General features: G+C 55.0%; 13 protein-coding genes, 4 tRNA genes and 1 rRNA gene. All 18 read left to right on the top strand.

The window, feature by feature from the left end:
* Positions 1 to 74 precede the first annotated feature (74 nt).
* The 18 genes from rrf (at position 75) to rpsG (ending at position 16,828) form a co-directional block, all read left to right on the top strand.
* Positions 75 to 190: ribosomal RNA gene (gene rrf / locus PFZ56_RS02500) — 5S ribosomal RNA — on the top strand.
* Positions 191 to 358: 168 nt separating this feature from the next.
* A complete protein-coding gene (gene birA / locus PFZ56_RS02495) occupies positions 359 to 1,321 on the top strand; it encodes a bifunctional biotin--[acetyl-CoA-carboxylase] ligase/biotin operon repressor BirA (RefSeq protein WP_170002190.1) in 963 nt (320 codons plus the stop codon).
* A 163-nt stretch (positions 1,322 to 1,484) separates the two neighbouring features.
* Positions 1,485 to 1,931 carry a hypothetical protein gene (locus tag PFZ56_RS02490; RefSeq protein WP_170002188.1) on the top strand — a complete coding sequence of 149 codons (447 nt, stop codon included), beginning with the start codon at positions 1,485 to 1,487 and terminating at the stop codon, positions 1,929 to 1,931.
* 142 nt (positions 1,932 to 2,073) lie between these two features.
* Positions 2,074 to 2,158, top strand: a tRNA-Tyr gene (locus tag PFZ56_RS02485).
* 24 nt (positions 2,159 to 2,182) lie between these two features.
* Positions 2,183 to 2,256: transfer RNA gene (locus PFZ56_RS02480), tRNA-Gly, on the top strand.
* Positions 2,257 to 2,282: 26 nt separating this feature from the next.
* A tRNA-Thr gene (locus PFZ56_RS02475) sits at positions 2,283 to 2,358 on the top strand.
* Positions 2,359 to 2,442: 84 nt separating this feature from the next.
* Positions 2,443 to 3,636 (top strand): elongation factor Tu, encoded by a 1,194-nt coding sequence (tuf, locus tag PFZ56_RS02470; RefSeq protein ID WP_060841339.1) that lies wholly within the window; start codon positions 2,443 to 2,445, stop codon positions 3,634 to 3,636.
* 54 nt (positions 3,637 to 3,690) lie between these two features.
* Positions 3,691 to 3,766: transfer RNA gene (locus PFZ56_RS02465), tRNA-Trp, on the top strand.
* Positions 3,767 to 3,811: 45 nt separating this feature from the next.
* The gene (secE, locus tag PFZ56_RS02460) at positions 3,812 to 4,180 is read left to right on the top strand and encodes a preprotein translocase subunit SecE (protein ID WP_047306325.1); all 369 of its coding nucleotides are present in this window, start codon (positions 3,812 to 3,814) and stop codon (positions 4,178 to 4,180) included.
* A 9-nt stretch (positions 4,181 to 4,189) separates the two neighbouring features.
* Positions 4,190 to 4,723 (top strand): transcription termination/antitermination protein NusG, encoded by a 534-nt coding sequence (gene nusG, locus PFZ56_RS02455; RefSeq protein WP_002555501.1) that lies wholly within the window; start codon positions 4,190 to 4,192, stop codon positions 4,721 to 4,723.
* A gap of 118 nt (positions 4,724 to 4,841) precedes the next feature.
* Positions 4,842 to 5,273: a 50S ribosomal protein L11 gene (gene rplK / locus PFZ56_RS02450; RefSeq protein WP_003176435.1), complete on the top strand. Its 432-nt coding sequence runs from the start codon at positions 4,842 to 4,844 to the stop codon at positions 5,271 to 5,273.
* On the top strand, positions 5,273 to 5,968 hold the full coding sequence (gene rplA / locus PFZ56_RS02445; RefSeq protein ID WP_011063782.1) for a 50S ribosomal protein L1: 696 nt from the start codon (positions 5,273 to 5,275) through the stop codon (positions 5,966 to 5,968). The genes rplK and rplA overlap by 1 nt, the downstream gene beginning before the upstream one ends.
* A 199-nt stretch (positions 5,969 to 6,167) precedes the next feature.
* Positions 6,168 to 6,668: a 50S ribosomal protein L10 gene (gene rplJ, locus PFZ56_RS02440; RefSeq protein ID WP_016968679.1), complete on the top strand. Its 501-nt coding sequence runs from the start codon at positions 6,168 to 6,170 to the stop codon at positions 6,666 to 6,668.
* Positions 6,669 to 6,748: 80 nt separating this feature from the next.
* Positions 6,749 to 7,114, top strand: a complete 366-nt coding sequence (gene rplL, locus PFZ56_RS02435) for a 50S ribosomal protein L7/L12 (RefSeq protein ID WP_011063780.1) — start codon at positions 6,749 to 6,751, stop codon at positions 7,112 to 7,114.
* 221 nt (positions 7,115 to 7,335) lie between these two features.
* Positions 7,336 to 11,409 (top strand): DNA-directed RNA polymerase subunit beta, encoded by a 4,074-nt coding sequence (gene rpoB / locus PFZ56_RS02430; protein ID WP_016968678.1) that lies wholly within the window; start codon positions 7,336 to 7,338, stop codon positions 11,407 to 11,409.
* A 64-nt stretch (positions 11,410 to 11,473) separates the two neighbouring features.
* Positions 11,474 to 15,673, top strand: coding sequence for a DNA-directed RNA polymerase subunit beta' (gene rpoC, locus PFZ56_RS02425; RefSeq protein WP_102865259.1), 4,200 nt, complete (start codon positions 11,474 to 11,476; stop codon positions 15,671 to 15,673).
* Between the two features lie 201 nt (positions 15,674 to 15,874).
* A complete protein-coding gene (gene rpsL / locus PFZ56_RS02420; RefSeq protein ID WP_003186084.1) occupies positions 15,875 to 16,246 on the top strand; it encodes a 30S ribosomal protein S12 in 372 nt (123 codons plus the stop codon).
* Positions 16,247 to 16,357: 111 nt separating this feature from the next.
* Positions 16,358 to 16,828: a 30S ribosomal protein S7 gene (gene rpsG, locus PFZ56_RS02415; RefSeq protein WP_007925959.1), complete on the top strand. Its 471-nt coding sequence runs from the start codon at positions 16,358 to 16,360 to the stop codon at positions 16,826 to 16,828.
* The last annotated feature ends 28 nt before the right edge of the window (positions 16,829 to 16,856 follow it).

Genomic DNA, 16,856 nt, shown 5'->3' with positions numbered 1-16,856 from the left:
TTGCACAACACACAAATCTATTACATACCCATTCGCTGGCACGTTGCATGAGCAACGGACTGGCTACCGAATTTCTTGACGACCATAGAGCGTTGGAACCACCTGATCCCATCCCGAACTCAGAAGTGAAACGATGCATCGCCGATGGTAGTGTGGGGTTTCCCCATGTGAGAGTAGGTCATCGTCAAGATTAAATTCCGAAACCCCAATTGCGAAAGCAATTGGGGTTTTGTTTTTCCGCGGAGAAAAGTCGATTTGATTTTTATCTGCCCGATCGACTTGCTCGCCGGGTGGTGTTTTCTATGCAATGGTTTTGGGCATGGCTATCATGCCGGGCTCATTGTGAGGCGGATACTGCATGTCGACGTTGTTAGAGCTTCTAAAGGATGGGCGATTTCACTCGGGCCAGGCGCTCGGAGAGGTGCTGGGTGTTAGTCGTAGTGCTATATGGAAGCAGTTACAGCTTCTTGAGGCGGAATTGGGGCTTGTCATCCATAAGGTGCGAGGTCGTGGATATCAGTTGGCCACTCCAATCACCTTGTTGAGCAGCGCGGAGATAAGTCGGTGCTCTTCTCCCAGTAGTGCTTGGGACGTTCGAATTTTTGATTCTATCGACTCCACAAATGCTGAGGCGCTGCGATCCATTGAGGGGGGGGCTGTGGCTCCTTTTCTTGTGCTAGCTGAGCGTCAGACCGCGGGGCGTGGCCGGCGTGGACGCAAGTGGATAAGTCCTTTTGCCGAGAATATCTATTACAGCCTGGTCTTGCGCATAGATGGAGGTCTCCGGCAACTGGAGGGTCTCAGTCTGGTCGTAGGGTTGGCGGTTATGCATACCCTTCGTGAGTATGGAATCCCAAGGGCGGGTTTGAAGTGGCCAAACGACGTTTTGGTTGGTCAGAAGAAGGTCGCGGGAATACTTTTGGAACTGGTGGGCGATCCTGCGGACGTGTGTCATGTGGTCCTGGGGGTTGGGATTAATGTGAATATGCAGAGCGCCGAGGGGGTTGATCAGGAGTGGACCTCGATAAGGTTGGAGTCTGGACAGGTTACTGATCGCAATCAGCTGGTTGCTCGATTGAGTGAGACCCTTGTGGCTTATCTTGAGCGTCATCGACTGGATGGTTTCTCCGCTATCCAGGGCGAGTGGGAGCAAGGTCATCTCTGGCAGGGGCGTGAAGTGTCTCTGATTGCGGGGGTCAATAAGATCGATGGTGTCGTGCTGGGTATTGATCGCCAAGGGGCGTTGCGGTTGAGCGTTGAAGGTGAAGAGAAAACTTATAGCGGTGGGGAGCTCAGTCTAAGGTTGCGTGACGATCCTTGAGTTTGGCTGCGAAACACCATGAAGTGTGCCCGCGCTACCTTAGGCTAGTAGGTGGGGAGGCTTGTATATCTGCTCTGGGCGTTGTGTTGGTTTCGCAGGATCAGTTTGTTCGTGATTTGTTTTTTTGAGTTGACTAAGGCTTGTCTTTCGTCTCGAGGTATTTATGCGCTGGCTGTTTCTGTTGTTACTGGTCCTCAATGGTTTCTATTACATCTGGCATCAGCAGGAAGCACCTCTTCGTGCGAAAGAGGTTATGCCTCTCTCGCTCTATCGAGGCTCTCAGCAAGATATTCGCTTGTTGAGTGAGTCTGCAGATTCGGTCGAGCGGAGGGATAAGGGGAGGGTTGGAGAGGTTGATGTAAGCTGTCTCTATCTAGGGGGCTTTGCTCGTCGAGATATGGCTCAGATGCTTGAGCAGCGGCTTATAGGGCTGGGGGCGGATGTCAGGCTACTGTCCTTGAGTGTTCCTGGATCTTCTGGTTTCTGGTTACGTGTGGCTCCTGAGAGCAAGCATTTGCTGGATGATCTACAGCTGCAGAACCTTGCTAAGGAATTCAATGAGTTAAAACATAAAATAATGCCTTGTGAGGGGCTTGCAACTGTCGAATAGGTTGCATAGAATGGCGCCCGCTCCGCAGTGAAGACCTTTTGAGGTTAAAGCAGCAGAGCTAAGTCAACGCAGCTAACCTCAAGATTTTATTGAGAAAATGCTTGACAGAAAGGTGGCATAGTGTAAAATGCTGCCTCGCTTAGGAGGGGTTCCCGAGCGGCCAAAGGGATCAGACTGTAAATCTGACGTCTACGACTTCGAAGGTTCGAATCCTTCCCCCTCCACCAGATTTAGCGAGAGCTGCAGGCTCCGCGGGTATAGTTTAGTGGTAGAACCTCAGCCTTCCAAGCTGATGATGCGGGTTCGATTCCCGCTACCCGCTCCAAGTTTGCAGGTTTTGCAAAGTGTTACGCTCTTGTAGCTCAGTTGGTAGAGCACACCCTTGGTAAGGGTGAGGTCAGCGGTTCAAATCCGCTCAAGAGCTCCATATAACGAGGCAGATATGAAAATATCTGCCTTTGTTTTAATGGCTTGTGTGACTTGCTCAATTCTTCTCCTAGGGGTGATTTCGATGGCTAAGGAAAAGTTCGAACGTAATAAGCCGCACGTTAACGTGGGTACTATCGGTCACGTTGACCACGGTAAGACCACTCTGACTGCTGCTCTGACTCGCGTTTGTTCCGAGGTTTTCGGTTCGGCTCGTGTTGACTTCGACAAGATCGACAGTGCCCCAGAAGAAAAAGCTCGTGGTATCACCATCAACACTGCGCACGTAGAGTACGATTCTCACATTCGTCACTACGCGCATGTTGACTGCCCAGGTCACGCCGACTACGTCAAAAACATGATCACCGGTGCTGCCCAGATGGACGGCGCGATCCTGGTTTGCTCGGCTGCCGATGGTCCGATGCCACAAACTCGTGAGCACATCCTGCTGTCCCGTCAGGTAGGCGTTCCGTACATCGTTGTCTTCCTGAACAAGGCTGACATGGTTGACGACGCTGAGCTGCTGGAACTGGTTGAGATGGAAGTGCGCGACCTGCTGAGCACTTACGACTTCCCAGGTGACGACACTCCGATCATCATCGGTTCGGCTCTGATGGCCCTGAACGGCCAAGACGACAACGAAATGGGTACCACCGCTGTTAAGCGTCTGGTAGAAACTCTGGACACTTACATCCCAGAGCCAGAGCGTGCAATCGACAAGCCGTTCCTGATGCCAATCGAAGACGTATTCTCGATCTCCGGTCGTGGCACCGTGGTAACTGGCCGTGTTGAGCGTGGCATCGTTCGCATCCAGGAAGAGGTTGAGATCGTTGGTCTGCGCGATACTCAGAAGACTACCTGCACCGGCGTTGAAATGTTCCGCAAGCTGCTCGATGAAGGTCGTGCTGGCGAGAACTGCGGCGTCCTGCTGCGTGGTACCAAGCGTGACGACGTTGAGCGTGGCCAGGTTCTGGTTAAGCCAGGCACCGTTAAGCCGCACACCAAGTTCACTGCTGAAGTTTATGTTCTGAGCAAAGAAGAAGGCGGTCGTCATACTCCGTTCTTCAAAGGCTACCGTCCACAGTTCTACTTCCGTACTACTGACGTGACCGGTAACTGCGAGCTGCCGGAAGGCGTTGAAATGGTAATGCCGGGTGACAACATTCAGATGACTGTCACTCTGATCAAAACCATCGCGATGGAAGATGGTCTGCGTTTCGCTATCCGTGAAGGCGGTCGTACCGTCGGTGCTGGCGTCGTAGCCAAAGTGATCGAATAAGTTCTTGAAATATCTCCATCGGGCCGACATAATGGTCGGCCTGATTTTGTTTTTAGGTCAGTAGCTCAATTGGCAGAGCGACGGTCTCCAAAACCGTAGGTTGGGGGTTCGATTCCCTCCTGACCTGCCAGATTCACTCAATGTGTCTGGCTTTCTTTTCACAGGATCTTCATAGATGACTCCTAAGGCTGAAGCTCAAGGCTCTCGCTTCGATCTGCTCAAGTGGCTCGTTGTGGTTGCTTTGGTGATTGTTGGTGTTGTTGGCAATCAGTACTATTCTGCTTCGCCGATCCTGTACCGCGTATTGGCGCTGCTTGCCATTGCCGCAGTTGCTGCCTTCATTGGTCTGCAAACTGCCAAAGGCAAGTCGTTCTTCGTGTTGGTTAAGGAAGCGCGCACTGAGATTCGTAAAGTCGTATGGCCAACTCGCCAAGAGACCACGCAGACCACGCTTATTGTAGTGGCTGTGGTTCTGGTCATGGCGTTGCTGTTGTGGGGGCTAGATTCCCTGCTTGGCTGGCTTGTTTCCTTGATTGTTGGCTAAGGGTGTCCCGTGGCTAAGCGTTGGTACGTTGTGCATGCTTACTCGGGTTACGAGAAGCATGTAATGCGCTCGTTGATCGAGCGTGTAAAGCTGGCTGGCATGGAAGATGGCTTCGGCGAGATTCTGGTCCCCACTGAAGAAGTGGTTGAGATGCGCAATGGCCAGAAGCGCAAAAGCGAACGCAAGTTCTTTCCAGGTTATGTGCTGGTTCAAATGGATATGAATGAGGGTACTTGGCACTTGGTCAAGGACACTCCTCGTGTCATGGGTTTCATTGGTGGTACTGCTGATAAGCCAGCGCCTATCACTGATAAAGAGGCGGAAGCAATTCTGCGTCGCGTTGCTGATGGCAGCGATAAGCCCAAGCCTAAGACACTGTTCGAGCCAGGTGAGGTGGTCCGTGTTACTGACGGCCCATTCGCAGACTTTAACGGTACGGTCGAAGAAGTTAACTACGAAAAGAGCCGGATCCAAGTGGCGGTGCTCATTTTCGGTCGCTCTACTCCGGTAGAGCTAGAGTTCAGTCAGGTCGAGAAGGCCTAACTGGACGAGAATCCCATACCCCGCAGCCTTAGGCTGTGGGGTTTTTTCGTCACTGGGATAAACGCGCAAGTAACCGGGGAGCCTTTCTAGGCGTCTGAACCCGTAATTGGAGTGCCTCATGGCTAAGAAGATTACTGCTTACATCAAGCTGCAAGTTAAGGCCGCTCAGGCCAACCCAAGCCCGCCCGTTGGTCCAGCTCTGGGTCAGCACGGCGTGAACATCATGGAATTCTGCAAGGCTTTCAACGCCCGTACTCAGGGTCTTGAACCAGGTCTGCCGACTCCTGTGATCATCACTGTTTACAGTGACCGCAGCTTCACTTTCGAAACTAAGAGCACCCCTGCTTCGGTTCTGCTGAAGAAAGCTGCTGGCCTGACCAGCGGTTCCGCTCGTCCGAACACCGTTAAGGTTGGCACTGTTACCCGTGCTCAGCTGGAAGAAATCGCGAAAACCAAAAACGCGGATCTGACTGCAGCTGATATGGATGCAGCCGTGCGTACTATCGCCGGTTCTGCTCGTAGCATGGGCCTTAACGTGGAGGGTGTGTAATGGCTAAGCTGACCAAGCGCCAAAAGGCTATCGCCGGCAAGATTGAAGCAGGCAAGGCCTACAACTTCGTAGAAGCCGCCGCTCTCCTGACCGAGCTGTCGACCGTTAAGTTCAGCGAGTCCGTAGACGTAGCTGTGAACCTGGGTGTAGACCCACGTAAATCTGACCAGGTTGTTCGTAGCGCTACCGTGCTGCCACACGGCACTGGCAAGACTGTACGTGTTGCTGTGTTTACTCAGGGTCCAGCTGCTGAAGCTGCTCTGGCTGCCGGTGCAGACCGCGTAGGTATGGATGATCTGGCTGCCGAAATGAAAGGCGGCGACCTGAACTATGACGTAGTTATTGCTTCTCCGGATGCAATGCGCGTTGTAGGTCAGCTGGGTCAGGTTCTGGGTCCTCGTGGCCTGATGCCTAACCCGAAAGTCGGCACTGTAACCCCAGACGTGGCCTCGGCAGTTAAGAACGCCAAGGCTGGTCAGGTTCGCTACCGCACCGACAAAAACGGCATTATTCACACCTCCGTTGGCAAGGTCGGCTTCGACGCCGTCAAGCTGAAGGAAAACGTTGAAGCCCTGATCGCTGACCTGAAGCGTATCAAGCCAGCTTCTTCGAAAGGTATCTACGTCAAGCGCGTTACCCTGAGCACCACCATGGGTCCAGGTCTGGTCATCGACCAAGGCTCGCTGGACGTATAAGACATAGGCTGGCACAAGCGATTGTGCCAGTTGAAAAAATTGGGGTCCCTGCCTGGCGGGGGCTATCCAAGACCGTAGGCGACGCAAGTCTTAAACCTCAAGCCTACGCAGATGGTGCTCCCGGTTCCTTACCGAATCAGACACCAAAACGACATCCAGCCTAGGTTGGATGAAACGGTAACAAGCAGGAGTTAAACCCGTGGCAATTAAACTCGAAGACAAGAAGGCCATCGTCGCTGAAGTCAACGAGGCTGCCAAAGTCGCTCTGTCTGCTGTTGTGGCTGATGCCCGCGGTGTGACAGTAGGCGCAATGACCGGACTCCGTAAAGAGGCCCGCGAAGCTGGTGTTTACGTACGTGTTGTACGTAACACCCTGCTCAAGCGCGCTGTTGAAGGCACTCAATATGACGTGCTCAACGACGCGTTCGTCGGCCCTACCCTGATTGCATTCTCCAAGGAACATCCGGGCGCTGCTGCTCGTATTTTCAAAGAGTTCGCAAAGGGTCAGGACAAGTTCGAGATCAAGGCAGCTGCGTTCGAGGGCAAGTACCTCGCAGCAAACGAGATCGACGTGTTGGCTTCGCTGCCAACTCGCGACGAAGCTATTGCGAAGCTGATGAGCGTGATTCAAGGCGCTACCAGCAAGCTGGCTCGTACTCTGGCGGCTATTCGCGACCAGAAAGAAGCTGCTGCTGCCTAAGGCACCGTAAGCCCTTTCAAAATCATATGTTTAATTTGATGGCTGCGTAGGCTGTCACCCCAATACAGGAATTTATAGTCATGTCTCTGACTAACGAGCAAATCATCGAAGCAATCGGCCAGAAAACCGTTCTGGAAGTTGTTGAGCTGATCAAAGCAATGGAAGAAACCTTCGGCGTTACCGCTGCTGTTGCCGCTGCTGGCCCAGCTGCTGCTGCCGCTGTTGTTGAAGAGCAAACTGAATTCAACGTCATGCTGACCGAAGCTGGCGAGAAGAAAGTTAACGTGATCAAGGCTGTACGTGAACTGACCGGTCTGGGCCTGAAAGAAGCCAAGGCTGTAGTTGACGGCGCTCCTGCCATGGTTCTGGAAGCTGTTGCTAAAGAAGCAGCTGACAAAGCCAAAGCAGCTCTGGAAGAAGCAGGCGCTAAAGTCGAGCTCAAGTAAGCATCGACTTTGTGTCTCCAGCCCAAGCTTTAAGCGAACGGCTGATGGCTGGTGGCTTTTGCCACCGGCCTTTTTCCGTTATTGGCGGCCGACTGGGTCGGTGCCTTTAACGTGCTGTAGCCCACCCTGTGCGGTGGCGCAAACCAAAGGGTTTGCACGATTTTCTGGCTGCTCCCGTCGGGAGAAGCCGAATAAGCAGGTGACCAAGCTGGGGAACGCTGATGGCTTACTCATATACTGAGAAAAAACGTATCCGCAAGGACTTTAGCAAGTTGCCGGACGTCATGGATGTGCCGTACCTCCTGGCCATCCAGCTGGATTCGTATCGTGAATTCTTGCAAGCGGGAGCGACTAAAGATCAGTTCCGCGACGTGGGCCTGCATGCGGCCTTCAAATCCGTTTTCCCGATCATCAGCTACTCCGGCAATGCTGCGTTGGAGTATGTCGGTTATCGCCTGGGCGAACCGGCGTTTGATGTTAAAGAATGCGTGTTGCGTGGTGTGACTTACGCCGTACCTTTGCGGGTAAAAGTTCGTCTGATCATTTTCGACAAAGAATCGTCGAACAAAGCGATCAAGGACATCAAAGAGCAAGAAGTCTACATGGGTGAAATCCCCCTGATGACTGAGAACGGTACCTTCGTAATCAACGGTACCGAGCGTGTAATCGTTTCCCAGCTGCACCGTTCCCCTGGCGTATTCTTCGACCACGACCGTGGCAAGACGCACAGCTCCGGTAAGCTGCTGTACTCCGCGCGGATCATTCCATACCGCGGTTCGTGGCTGGACTTCGAGTTCGACCCGAAAGACTGCGTGTTCGTCCGTATCGACCGTCGCCGCAAGCTGCCTGCGTCGGTTCTGCTGCGCGCGCTGGGTTACACCACTGAAGAAGTGCTGGATGCTTTCTACACCACCAACGTATTCCACGTGAAAGGCGAGAGCCTGAGCCTGGAGCTGGTGCCTCAGCGCCTGCGTGGTGAAATTGCCGTTCTGGACATCCAGGATGACAAGGGCAAGGTTATTGTCGAGCAGGGTCGTCGTATCACCGCTCGCCACATCAACCAGCTGGAAAAAGCCGGTATCAAAGAGCTGGATGTACCTCTGGACTACGTCCTGGGGCGTACCACCGCCAAGGCTATCGTGCACCCGGCTACTGGTGAAATCCTGGCAGAGTGCAACACCGAGCTGAACACCGAGATCCTGGCAAAAATCGCCAAGGCCCAGGTTGTTCGCATCGAAACGCTGTACACCAACGACATCGACTGCGGTCCGTTCGTTTCTGACACTCTGAAGATCGACTCCACCAGCAACCAATTGGAAGCGCTGGTCGAGATCTATCGCATGATGCGTCCTGGCGAGCCGCCAACCAAAGATGCTGCCGAGACTCTGTTCAACAACCTGTTCTTCAGCCCTGAGCGCTATGACCTCTCCGCCGTTGGCCGGATGAAGTTCAACCGTCGTATCGGTCGTACCGAGATCGAAGGTTCGGGCGTCCTGTGCAAAGAAGACATCGTTGCCGTACTGAAGACTCTGGTCGACATCCGTAACGGTAAAGGCATCGTCGACGACATCGACCACCTGGGTAACCGTCGTGTTCGTTGCGTAGGCGAAATGGCCGAGAACCAGTTCCGCGTTGGCCTGGTGCGTGTAGAGCGTGCGGTCAAAGAGCGTCTGTCGATGGCCGAAAGCGAAGGCCTGATGCCGCAAGACCTGATCAATGCCAAGCCAGTGGCTGCGGCAGTGAAAGAGTTCTTCGGTTCCAGCCAGCTGTCGCAGTTCATGGACCAGAACAACCCGCTCTCCGAGATCACCCACAAGCGTCGTGTCTCCGCACTCGGCCCAGGTGGTCTGACTCGTGAGCGTGCAGGCTTCGAAGTTCGTGACGTGCACCCGACTCACTATGGTCGTGTATGCCCGATCGAAACGCCGGAAGGTCCGAACATCGGTCTGATCAACTCCCTGGCGGCCTATGCGCGCACCAACCAGTACGGCTTCCTTGAGAGCCCGTACCGTGTGGTGAAAGACGCTCTGGTCACTGACGAGATCGTGTTCCTGTCCGCCATCGAAGAGGCCGATCACGTGATCGCCCAGGCTTCGGCGACCATGAACGACAAAGGTCAGCTGATCGATGAGCTGGTGGCTGTTCGTCACTTGAACGAATTCACCGTCAAGGCGCCGGAAGACGTCACCTTGATGGACGTTTCGCCGAAGCAGGTAGTTTCGGTTGCTGCGTCGCTGATTCCGTTCCTCGAGCACGACGACGCCAACCGTGCGTTGATGGGTTCCAACATGCAGCGTCAGGCTGTACCGACTCTGCGTGCTGATAAGCCGCTGGTAGGTACCGGCATGGAGCGCAACGTTGCCCGTGACTCCGGCGTTTGTGTCGTGGCTCGCCGTGGCGGCGTGATCGACTCGGTCGATGCCAGTCGTATCGTGGTTCGTGTTGCGGATGACGAAGTTGAGACCGGCGAAGCCGGTGTTGATATCTACAACCTGACCAAGTACACCCGCTCCAACCAGAACACCTGCATCAACCAGCGTCCGCTGGTGAGAAAAGGTGATCGGGTTCAGCGCAGCGACATCATGGCCGACGGCCCGTCCACCGACATGGGTGAGCTGGCACTGGGTCAGAACATGCGCATCGCGTTCATGGCGTGGAACGGCTTCAACTTCGAAGACTCCATCTGCCTGTCCGAGCGTGTGGTTCAGGAAGACCGCTTCACCACGATCCACATCCAGGAACTGACCTGTGTGGCCCGTGACACCAAGCTTGGCCCAGAGGAAATCACTGCGGACATCCCGAACGTGGGTGAAGCTGCACTGAACAAGCTGGACGAAGCCGGTATCGTTTATGTAGGTGCTGAAGTTGGCGCAGGCGACATCCTGGTCGGTAAGGTCACTCCGAAAGGCGAGACTCAGCTGACTCCGGAAGAGAAACTGCTGCGCGCGATCTTCGGTGAAAAAGCCAGCGACGTTAAAGACACATCCCTGCGTGTGCCTACTGGTACCAAAGGTACTGTCATTGACGTACAGGTCTTCACTCGTGACGGCGTTGAGCGTGATGCTCGTGCACTGTCCATCGAGAAGAGCCAGCTCGACGAGATCCGCAAGGATCTGAACGAAGAGTTCCGCATCGTTGAAGGCGCAACCTTCGAGCGTCTGCGCTCCGCTCTGGTCGGCCATAAAGCCGAAGGCGGCGCCGGTCTGAAGAAAGGTCAGGAAATCACCGACGAAGTTCTCGACGGTCTTGAGCATGGCCAGTGGTTCAAACTGCGCATGGCTGAAGATGCTCTGAACGAGCAGCTCGAGAAGGCTCAGGCCTACATCGTTGATCGCCGCCGTCTGCTGGACGACAAGTTCGAAGACAAGAAGCGCAAACTGCAGCAGGGCGATGACCTGGCTCCAGGCGTGCTGAAAATCGTCAAGGTCTACCTGGCAATCCGTCGTCGCATTCAGCCGGGCGACAAGATGGCCGGTCGTCACGGTAACAAGGGTGTGGTCTCCGTGATCATGCCGGTTGAAGACATGCCGCACGATGCCAATGGCACCCCGGTCGATGTGGTCCTCAACCCACTGGGCGTACCTTCGCGTATGAACGTTGGTCAGATTCTCGAAACTCACCTGGGCCTCGCGGCCAAGGGGCTGGGCGAGAAGATCAACCGCATGGTTGAAGAGCAGCGTAAGGTGGCAGAACTGCGCACCTTCCTGGATGAGATCTACAACCAGATCGGTGGTCGTAACGAAGACCTGGACAGCTTCTCCGATCAGGAGATTCTGGATCTGGCGAACAACCTGCGCGGCGGTGTGCCTATGGCCACTCCGGTGTTCGACGGTGCCAAGGAAAGCGAAATCAAGGCGATGCTGAAACTGGCGGACCTGCCAGAGAGCGGCCAGATGCAGCTGACCGACGGCCGTACCGGCAACAAGTTCGAGCGTCCAGTTACCGTTGGCTACATGTACATGCTGAAACTGAACCACTTGGTAGACGACAAGATGCACGCTCGTTCTACCGGTTCGTACAGCCTGGTTACCCAGCAGCCGCTGGGTGGTAAGGCGCAGTTCGGTGGTCAGCGTTTCGGGGAGATGGAGGTCTGGGCACTGGAAGCATACGGTGCTGCATACACTCTGCAAGAAATGCTCACAGTGAAGTCGGACGATGTGAACGGTCGTACCAAGATGTACAAAAACATCGTGGACGGCGATCACCGTATGGAGCCGGGCATGCCCGAGTCCTTCAACGTGTTGATCAAAGAAATTCGTTCCCTCGGCATCGATATCGATCTGGAAACCGAATAACACGTGACGCGAATCGAGAGCGGGGCAGGATTGCCCGCTCTCTGCTCCGCCAGGAGGAAAGGCCTTGAAAGACCTACTGAATTTGCTGAAAAACCAGGGTCAAGTCGAAGAGTTCGACGCCATCCGTATTGGATTGGCCTCGCCTGAGATGATCCGTTCTTGGTCGTTCGGCGAAGTTAAAAAGCCGGAAACCATCAACTACCGTACGTTCAAGCCTGAGCGTGACGGCCTGTTCTGCGCCAAGATCTTTGGCCCGGTAAAGGATTACGAGTGCCTGTGCGGTAAGTACAAGCGCTTGAAGCATCGCGGCGTGATCTGCGAGAAGTGCGGCGTTGAAGTTGCACTGGCCAAGGTTCGTCGTGAGCGCATGGCGCACATCGAACTGGCTTCGCCGGTTGCCCACATCTGGTTCCTGAAGTCGCTGCCGTCCCGTATCGGCCTGCTGATGGACATGACCCTGCGTGATATCGAGCGCGTTCTCTACTTCGAGAGCTACGTTGTTATCGATCCAGGCATGACCACCCTGGAAAAGGGTCAGCTGCTGAACGACGAGCAGTACTTCGAAGCGCTGGAAGAGTTCGGTGATGACTTTGACGCCCGGATGGGTGCCGAGGCTGTCCGCGAGCTGCTGCACGCTATCGACCTGGAGCACGAGATTGGCCGTCTGCGTGAAGAGATTCCGCAAACCAACTCGGAAACCAAGATCAAGAAGCTGTCCAAGCGTCTGAAGTTGATGGAAGCCTTCCAGGGCTCCGGCAACCTGCCAGAGTGGATGGTGTTGACCGTTCTGCCGGTTCTGCCGCCAGATCTGCGTCCACTGGTTCCGCTGGATGGCGGTCGCTTTGCGACTTCCGACCTCAACGACCTGTATCGTCGAGTGATCAACCGTAACAACCGCTTGAAGCGCCTGCTTGATCTGTCCGCTCCGGACATCATCGTGCGCAACGAAAAGCGTATGTTGCAGGAAGCTGTCGACGCCTTGCTCGACAACGGTCGTCGTGGCCGCGCTATTACCGGCTCCAACAAGCGTCCTCTGAAATCCCTGGCTGACATGATCAAGGGTAAACAAGGTCGTTTCCGTCAGAACTTGCTCGGTAAGCGTGTTGACTACTCCGGTCGTTCGGTAATTACCGTAGGTCCGACCCTGCGTCTGCACCAGTGCGGTCTGCCGAAGAAGATGGCTCTCGAGCTGTTCAAACCGTTCATTTTCGGCAAGCTGGAAATGCGTGGTCTCGCTACCACCATCAAAGCCGCCAAGAAGATGGTCGAGCGCGAGCTGCCGGAAGTTTGGGACGTTCTCGCAGAAGTGATTCGCGAACACCCCGTGCTGCTCAACCGTGCACCGACCCTTCACCGTCTGGGTATCCAGGCGTTTGAACCGGTACTGATCGAAGGTAAGGCTATCCAGCTGCACCCTCTGGTCTGTGCTGCGTACAACGCCGACTTCGACGGCGACCAAATGGCCGTGCACGTGCCGCTGACGCTGGAAGCCCAGCTGGAAGCGCGTGCGTTGATGATGTCGACCAACAACATTCTGTCGCCAGCCAACGGTGAGCCAATCATCGTTCCGTCGCAGGACGTTGTATTGGGTCTGTACTACATGACCCGTGAAGCGATCAACGCCAAGGGCGAAGGTCGTGTGTTCGCCGACCTGCAGGAAGTCGACCGCGTATTCCGCGCCGGCGAAGCAGCTCTGCACGCCAAGATCAAGGTTCGTATCAACGAAACCGTTAACGATCGTGATGGCGGCAGCGTCAGCGCTACCCGTATTGTCGACACCACTGTCGGCCGTGCGCTGCTGTTCCAGGTTGTGCCGAAAGGTCTGTCGTTCGACGTCGTCAACCTGCCGATGAAGAAGAAGGCGATCTCCAAGCTGATCAACCAGTGCTACCGCGTGGTAGGTCTGAAAGAGACCGTGATCTTCGCTGACCAGTTGATGTACACCGGTTTCGCTTACTCGACCATTTCCGGCGTTTCCATCGGTGTTAACGACTTCGTTATCCCGGATGAAAAAGCCCGCATCATCGGTGCTGCCACCGACGAAGTGAAAGAAATCGAGAGCCAGTACGCCTCCGGCCTGGTAACCCAGGGCGAGAAGTACAACAAGGTGATCGACCTTTGGTCGAAAGCCAACGACGAAGTATCCAAGGCGATGATGGCCAACCTCTCGAAAGAGAAAGTCATCGACCGCAATGGCGACGAAGTCGAGCAAGAATCGTTCAACTCGATGTACATGATGGCTGACTCGGGTGCGCGGGGTTCCGCTGCACAGATCCGCCAGCTGGCCGGTATGCGTGGTCTGATGGCCAAGCCGGACGGCTCCATCATCGAAACGCCGATTACTGCGAACTTCCGTGAAGGTCTGAGCGTACTCCAGTACTTCATCTCGACTCACGGTGCTCGTAAAGGTCTGGCGGATACCGCGTTGAAAACTGCGAACTCCGGTTACCTGACTCGTCGTCTGGTAGACGTGGCGCAGGATCTGGTTGTAACCGAGATCGATTGCGGCACCGAACACGGCCTGCTGATGACTCCGCACATTGAAGGCGGTGACGTTGTAGAGCCGCTGGGTGAGCGCGTATTGGGTCGTGTTATCGCCCGTGACGTATTCAAGCCGGGTACCGAGGACGTCATCGTTCCTGCTGGCACTCTGGTAGACGAGAAGTGGGTCGAGTTCATCGAGCTGAACAGCATCGACGAAGTGATCGTGCGTTCGCCGATCAGTTGCGAAACCCGCTACGGCATCTGTGCCAAGTGCTACGGTCGTGACTTGGCTCGCGGCCACCTGGTGAACATTGGTGAAGCGGTAGGCGTAATTGCTGCCCAGTCCATCGGTGAGCCGGGTACCCAGCTGACCATGCGTACGTTCCACATCGGTGGTGCGGCAAGCCGGACCTCGGCAGCGGACAGCGTACAGGTGAAGAATGGCGGTACCGTCCGTCTGCATAACCTGAAGCATGTTGAGCGTGTTGACGGTCACCTGGTAGCTGTATCCCGTTCTGGCGAGCTGGCAATTGCCGACGACTTCGGTCGTGAGCGCGAGCGCTACAAGCTGCCTTACGGTGCTGTGATTTCGGTGAAGGAAGGCGATAAGGTCGACGCTGGTGCCATCGTGGCCAAGTGGGATCCGCACACTCACCCAATCGTTACCGAAATGAAAGGTACCGTGACCTACGTGGGCATGGAAGAAGGCATCACGATCAAGCGTCAGACTGACGAATTGACCGGTATGACCAACATTGAAGTACTTGACGTCAAAGACCGTCCAGCTGCCGGTAAGGACATTCGTCCAGCCGTGAAGATGGTGGGTATGGATGGCAAGGATCTGCTGCTGCCAGGTACTGACGTACCGGCCCAGTACTTCTTGCCGGCTAACGCACTTGTAGGTGTTGCTGACGGTGCGCAGATTGCGATCGGTGATGTTATCGCTCGTATTCCGCAAGAGACTTCGAAGACCCGTGACATCACCGGTGGTCTGCCGCGTGTTGCCGACTTGTTCGAAGCTCGTCGTCCGAAAGAGGCCTCGATTCTGGCTGAAGTCAGCGGCACCATCGCGTTCGGTAAAGAGACCAAAGGCAAACGCCGCCTGGTCATTACCCCGAACGACGGTAGCGATCCGTATGAGGAGCTGATTCCGAAGTGGCGTCACCTGAACGTCTTCGAAGGCGAACAAGTGAACCGCGGCGAAGTTATCTCCGACGGTCCGAGCGATCCACACGACATCCTGCGTCTGCTGGGTGTAAGTGCGCTGGCCAAGTACATCGTCAACGAGATCCAGGACGTTTACCGTCTGCAAGGCGTGAAGATCAACGACAAGCACATCGAGACCATCCTGCGTCAGATGTTGCGTAAGGTTGAGATTGCCGAGTCTGGCGACTCCAGCTTCATCAAGGGCGACCAGATGGAACTGACTCACGTACTGGTAGAAAACGAGCGTCTGAGCGCTGAAGACAAGTTCATCTCCAAGTTCACCCGCGTATTGCTGGGTATTACTAAGGCGTCCTTGTCCACTGAGTCGTTCATCTCGGCGGCCTCTTTCCAAGAGACCACTCGTGTACTGACCGAAGCGGCAGTGACCGGCAAGCGTGACTACCTGCGCGGCCTGAAGGAAAACGTGGTTGTGGGTCGTCTGATCCCGGCCGGTACCGGCCTGGCTTACCACAGCGAGCGCAAGCGTCGTCGTGATGCAGACAAGCCTCTGCGCGTGAGCGCGAGTGAAGTCGAAGCAGCACTGACTGAAGCGCTGAACTCCAGCGGTAACTGAGGTCTGCAATAGATTGAGATGGGGCCCCGGTTTTTCCGACTGAGAATCGAGACACTTTTTGTCGAGGTTCGCTGATCGGGGAGCCCGGGGCCTTGCCTTGACTGGGGGCAAGATCCTCTTTAGACTCTTGTACCCCTAAATTTGGTGGAGCTTGTGCTCTGCCATTTTGTTTATGTCGAAAGACAACAGTGGAGCTAGTAGATGGCAACTATCAACCAGCTGGTACGTCAGCCGCGTAAGCGTATCGTCGAGAAATCCGACGTACCTGCGCTGCAGAACTGCCCGCAACGTCGTGGCGTGTGCACTCGCGTGTATACCACTACGCCGAAAAAACCTAACTCGGCACTGCGTAAAGTATGCCGTGTGCGTCTGACCAACGGTTTCGAGGTTTCCTCGTACATCGGTGGTGAAGGCCACAACCTGCAAGAACACAGCGTCGTACTGATTCGTGGCGGCCGTGTAAAAGACTTGCCAGGTGTTCGTTACCACACCGTTCGCGGCTCCCTGGATACCTCCGGCGTTAAAGGTCGTAACCAAGGTCGTTCGAAGTACGGTACCAAGCGTCCGAAGTAATCGGCCGTTTTGCAGTTTTTAATTATATTGAGTCGATAAGAGTAAGGTCGGGCACGCGTCCATTGGATCAACTGTCCCGAGCTAACCTGAAGACCGTTTGAGGGCTTATCAATGCCAAGACGTCGCGTAGCAGCCAAACGTGAGATTCTGGACGATCCGAAATACGGAAGCCAGATCCTCGCCAAGTTCATGAACCACGTAATGGAAAGCGGTAAGAAAGCCGTTGCCGAGCGTATCGTTTATGGCGCGCTGGAAAAAGTTAAAGAGCGCAAGAACAGCGATCCCCTGGAAATCTTCGAGAAAGCTCTCGACGCCATCGCTCCGCTGGTCGAAGTGAAGTCGCGCCGTGTAGGCGGTGCTACTTACCAGGTTCCGGTCGAAGTTCGTCCGTCCCGTCGTAACGCTCTGGCAATGCGCTGGTTGGTAGACTTCGCCCGCAAGCGCGGCGAGAAGTCTATGGCTCTGCGTTTGGCTGGCGAACTGCTGGACGCTGCCGAAGGCAAAGGTGCTGCAGTTAAGAAGCGTGAAGACGTTCACCGTATGGCTGAAGCCAACAAGGCTTTCTCGCACTACCGCTTCTAATCTCAGCATCATTCATTTTGCGAGGGCT

Source organism: Pseudomonas danubii, from assembly GCF_042980055.1.
Lineage (GTDB): Bacteria > Pseudomonadota > Gammaproteobacteria > Pseudomonadales > Pseudomonadaceae > Aquipseudomonas > Aquipseudomonas danubii.
Note: the sequence above shows the minus strand (reverse complement) of the source record. Positions and strands in the feature narration are given on the sequence as shown.

Bases quoted from the DNA above. Each gene is read 5' to 3' on its own strand.
- birA (WP_170002190.1), top strand. From the start codon at position 359: ATGTCGACGTTGTTAGAGCTTCTAAAGGATGGGCGATTTCACTCGGGC.
- PFZ56_RS02490 (WP_170002188.1), top strand. From the start codon at position 1,485: ATGCGCTGGCTGTTTCTGTTGTTACTGGTCCTCAATGGTTTCTATTAC.
- tuf (WP_060841339.1), top strand. From the start codon at position 2,443: ATGGCTAAGGAAAAGTTCGAACGTAATAAGCCGCACGTTAACGTGGGT.
- secE (WP_047306325.1), top strand. From the start codon at position 3,812: ATGACTCCTAAGGCTGAAGCTCAAGGCTCTCGCTTCGATCTGCTCAAG.
- rplK (WP_003176435.1), top strand. From the start codon at position 4,842: ATGGCTAAGAAGATTACTGCTTACATCAAGCTGCAAGTTAAGGCCGCT.
- rplA (WP_011063782.1), top strand. From the start codon at position 5,273: ATGGCTAAGCTGACCAAGCGCCAAAAGGCTATCGCCGGCAAGATTGAA.
- rplL (WP_011063780.1), top strand. From the start codon at position 6,749: ATGTCTCTGACTAACGAGCAAATCATCGAAGCAATCGGCCAGAAAACC.
- rpoB (WP_016968678.1), top strand. From the start codon at position 7,336: ATGGCTTACTCATATACTGAGAAAAAACGTATCCGCAAGGACTTTAGC.
- rpsL (WP_003186084.1), top strand. From the start codon at position 15,875: ATGGCAACTATCAACCAGCTGGTACGTCAGCCGCGTAAGCGTATCGTC.
- rpsG (WP_007925959.1), top strand. From the start codon at position 16,358: ATGCCAAGACGTCGCGTAGCAGCCAAACGTGAGATTCTGGACGATCCG.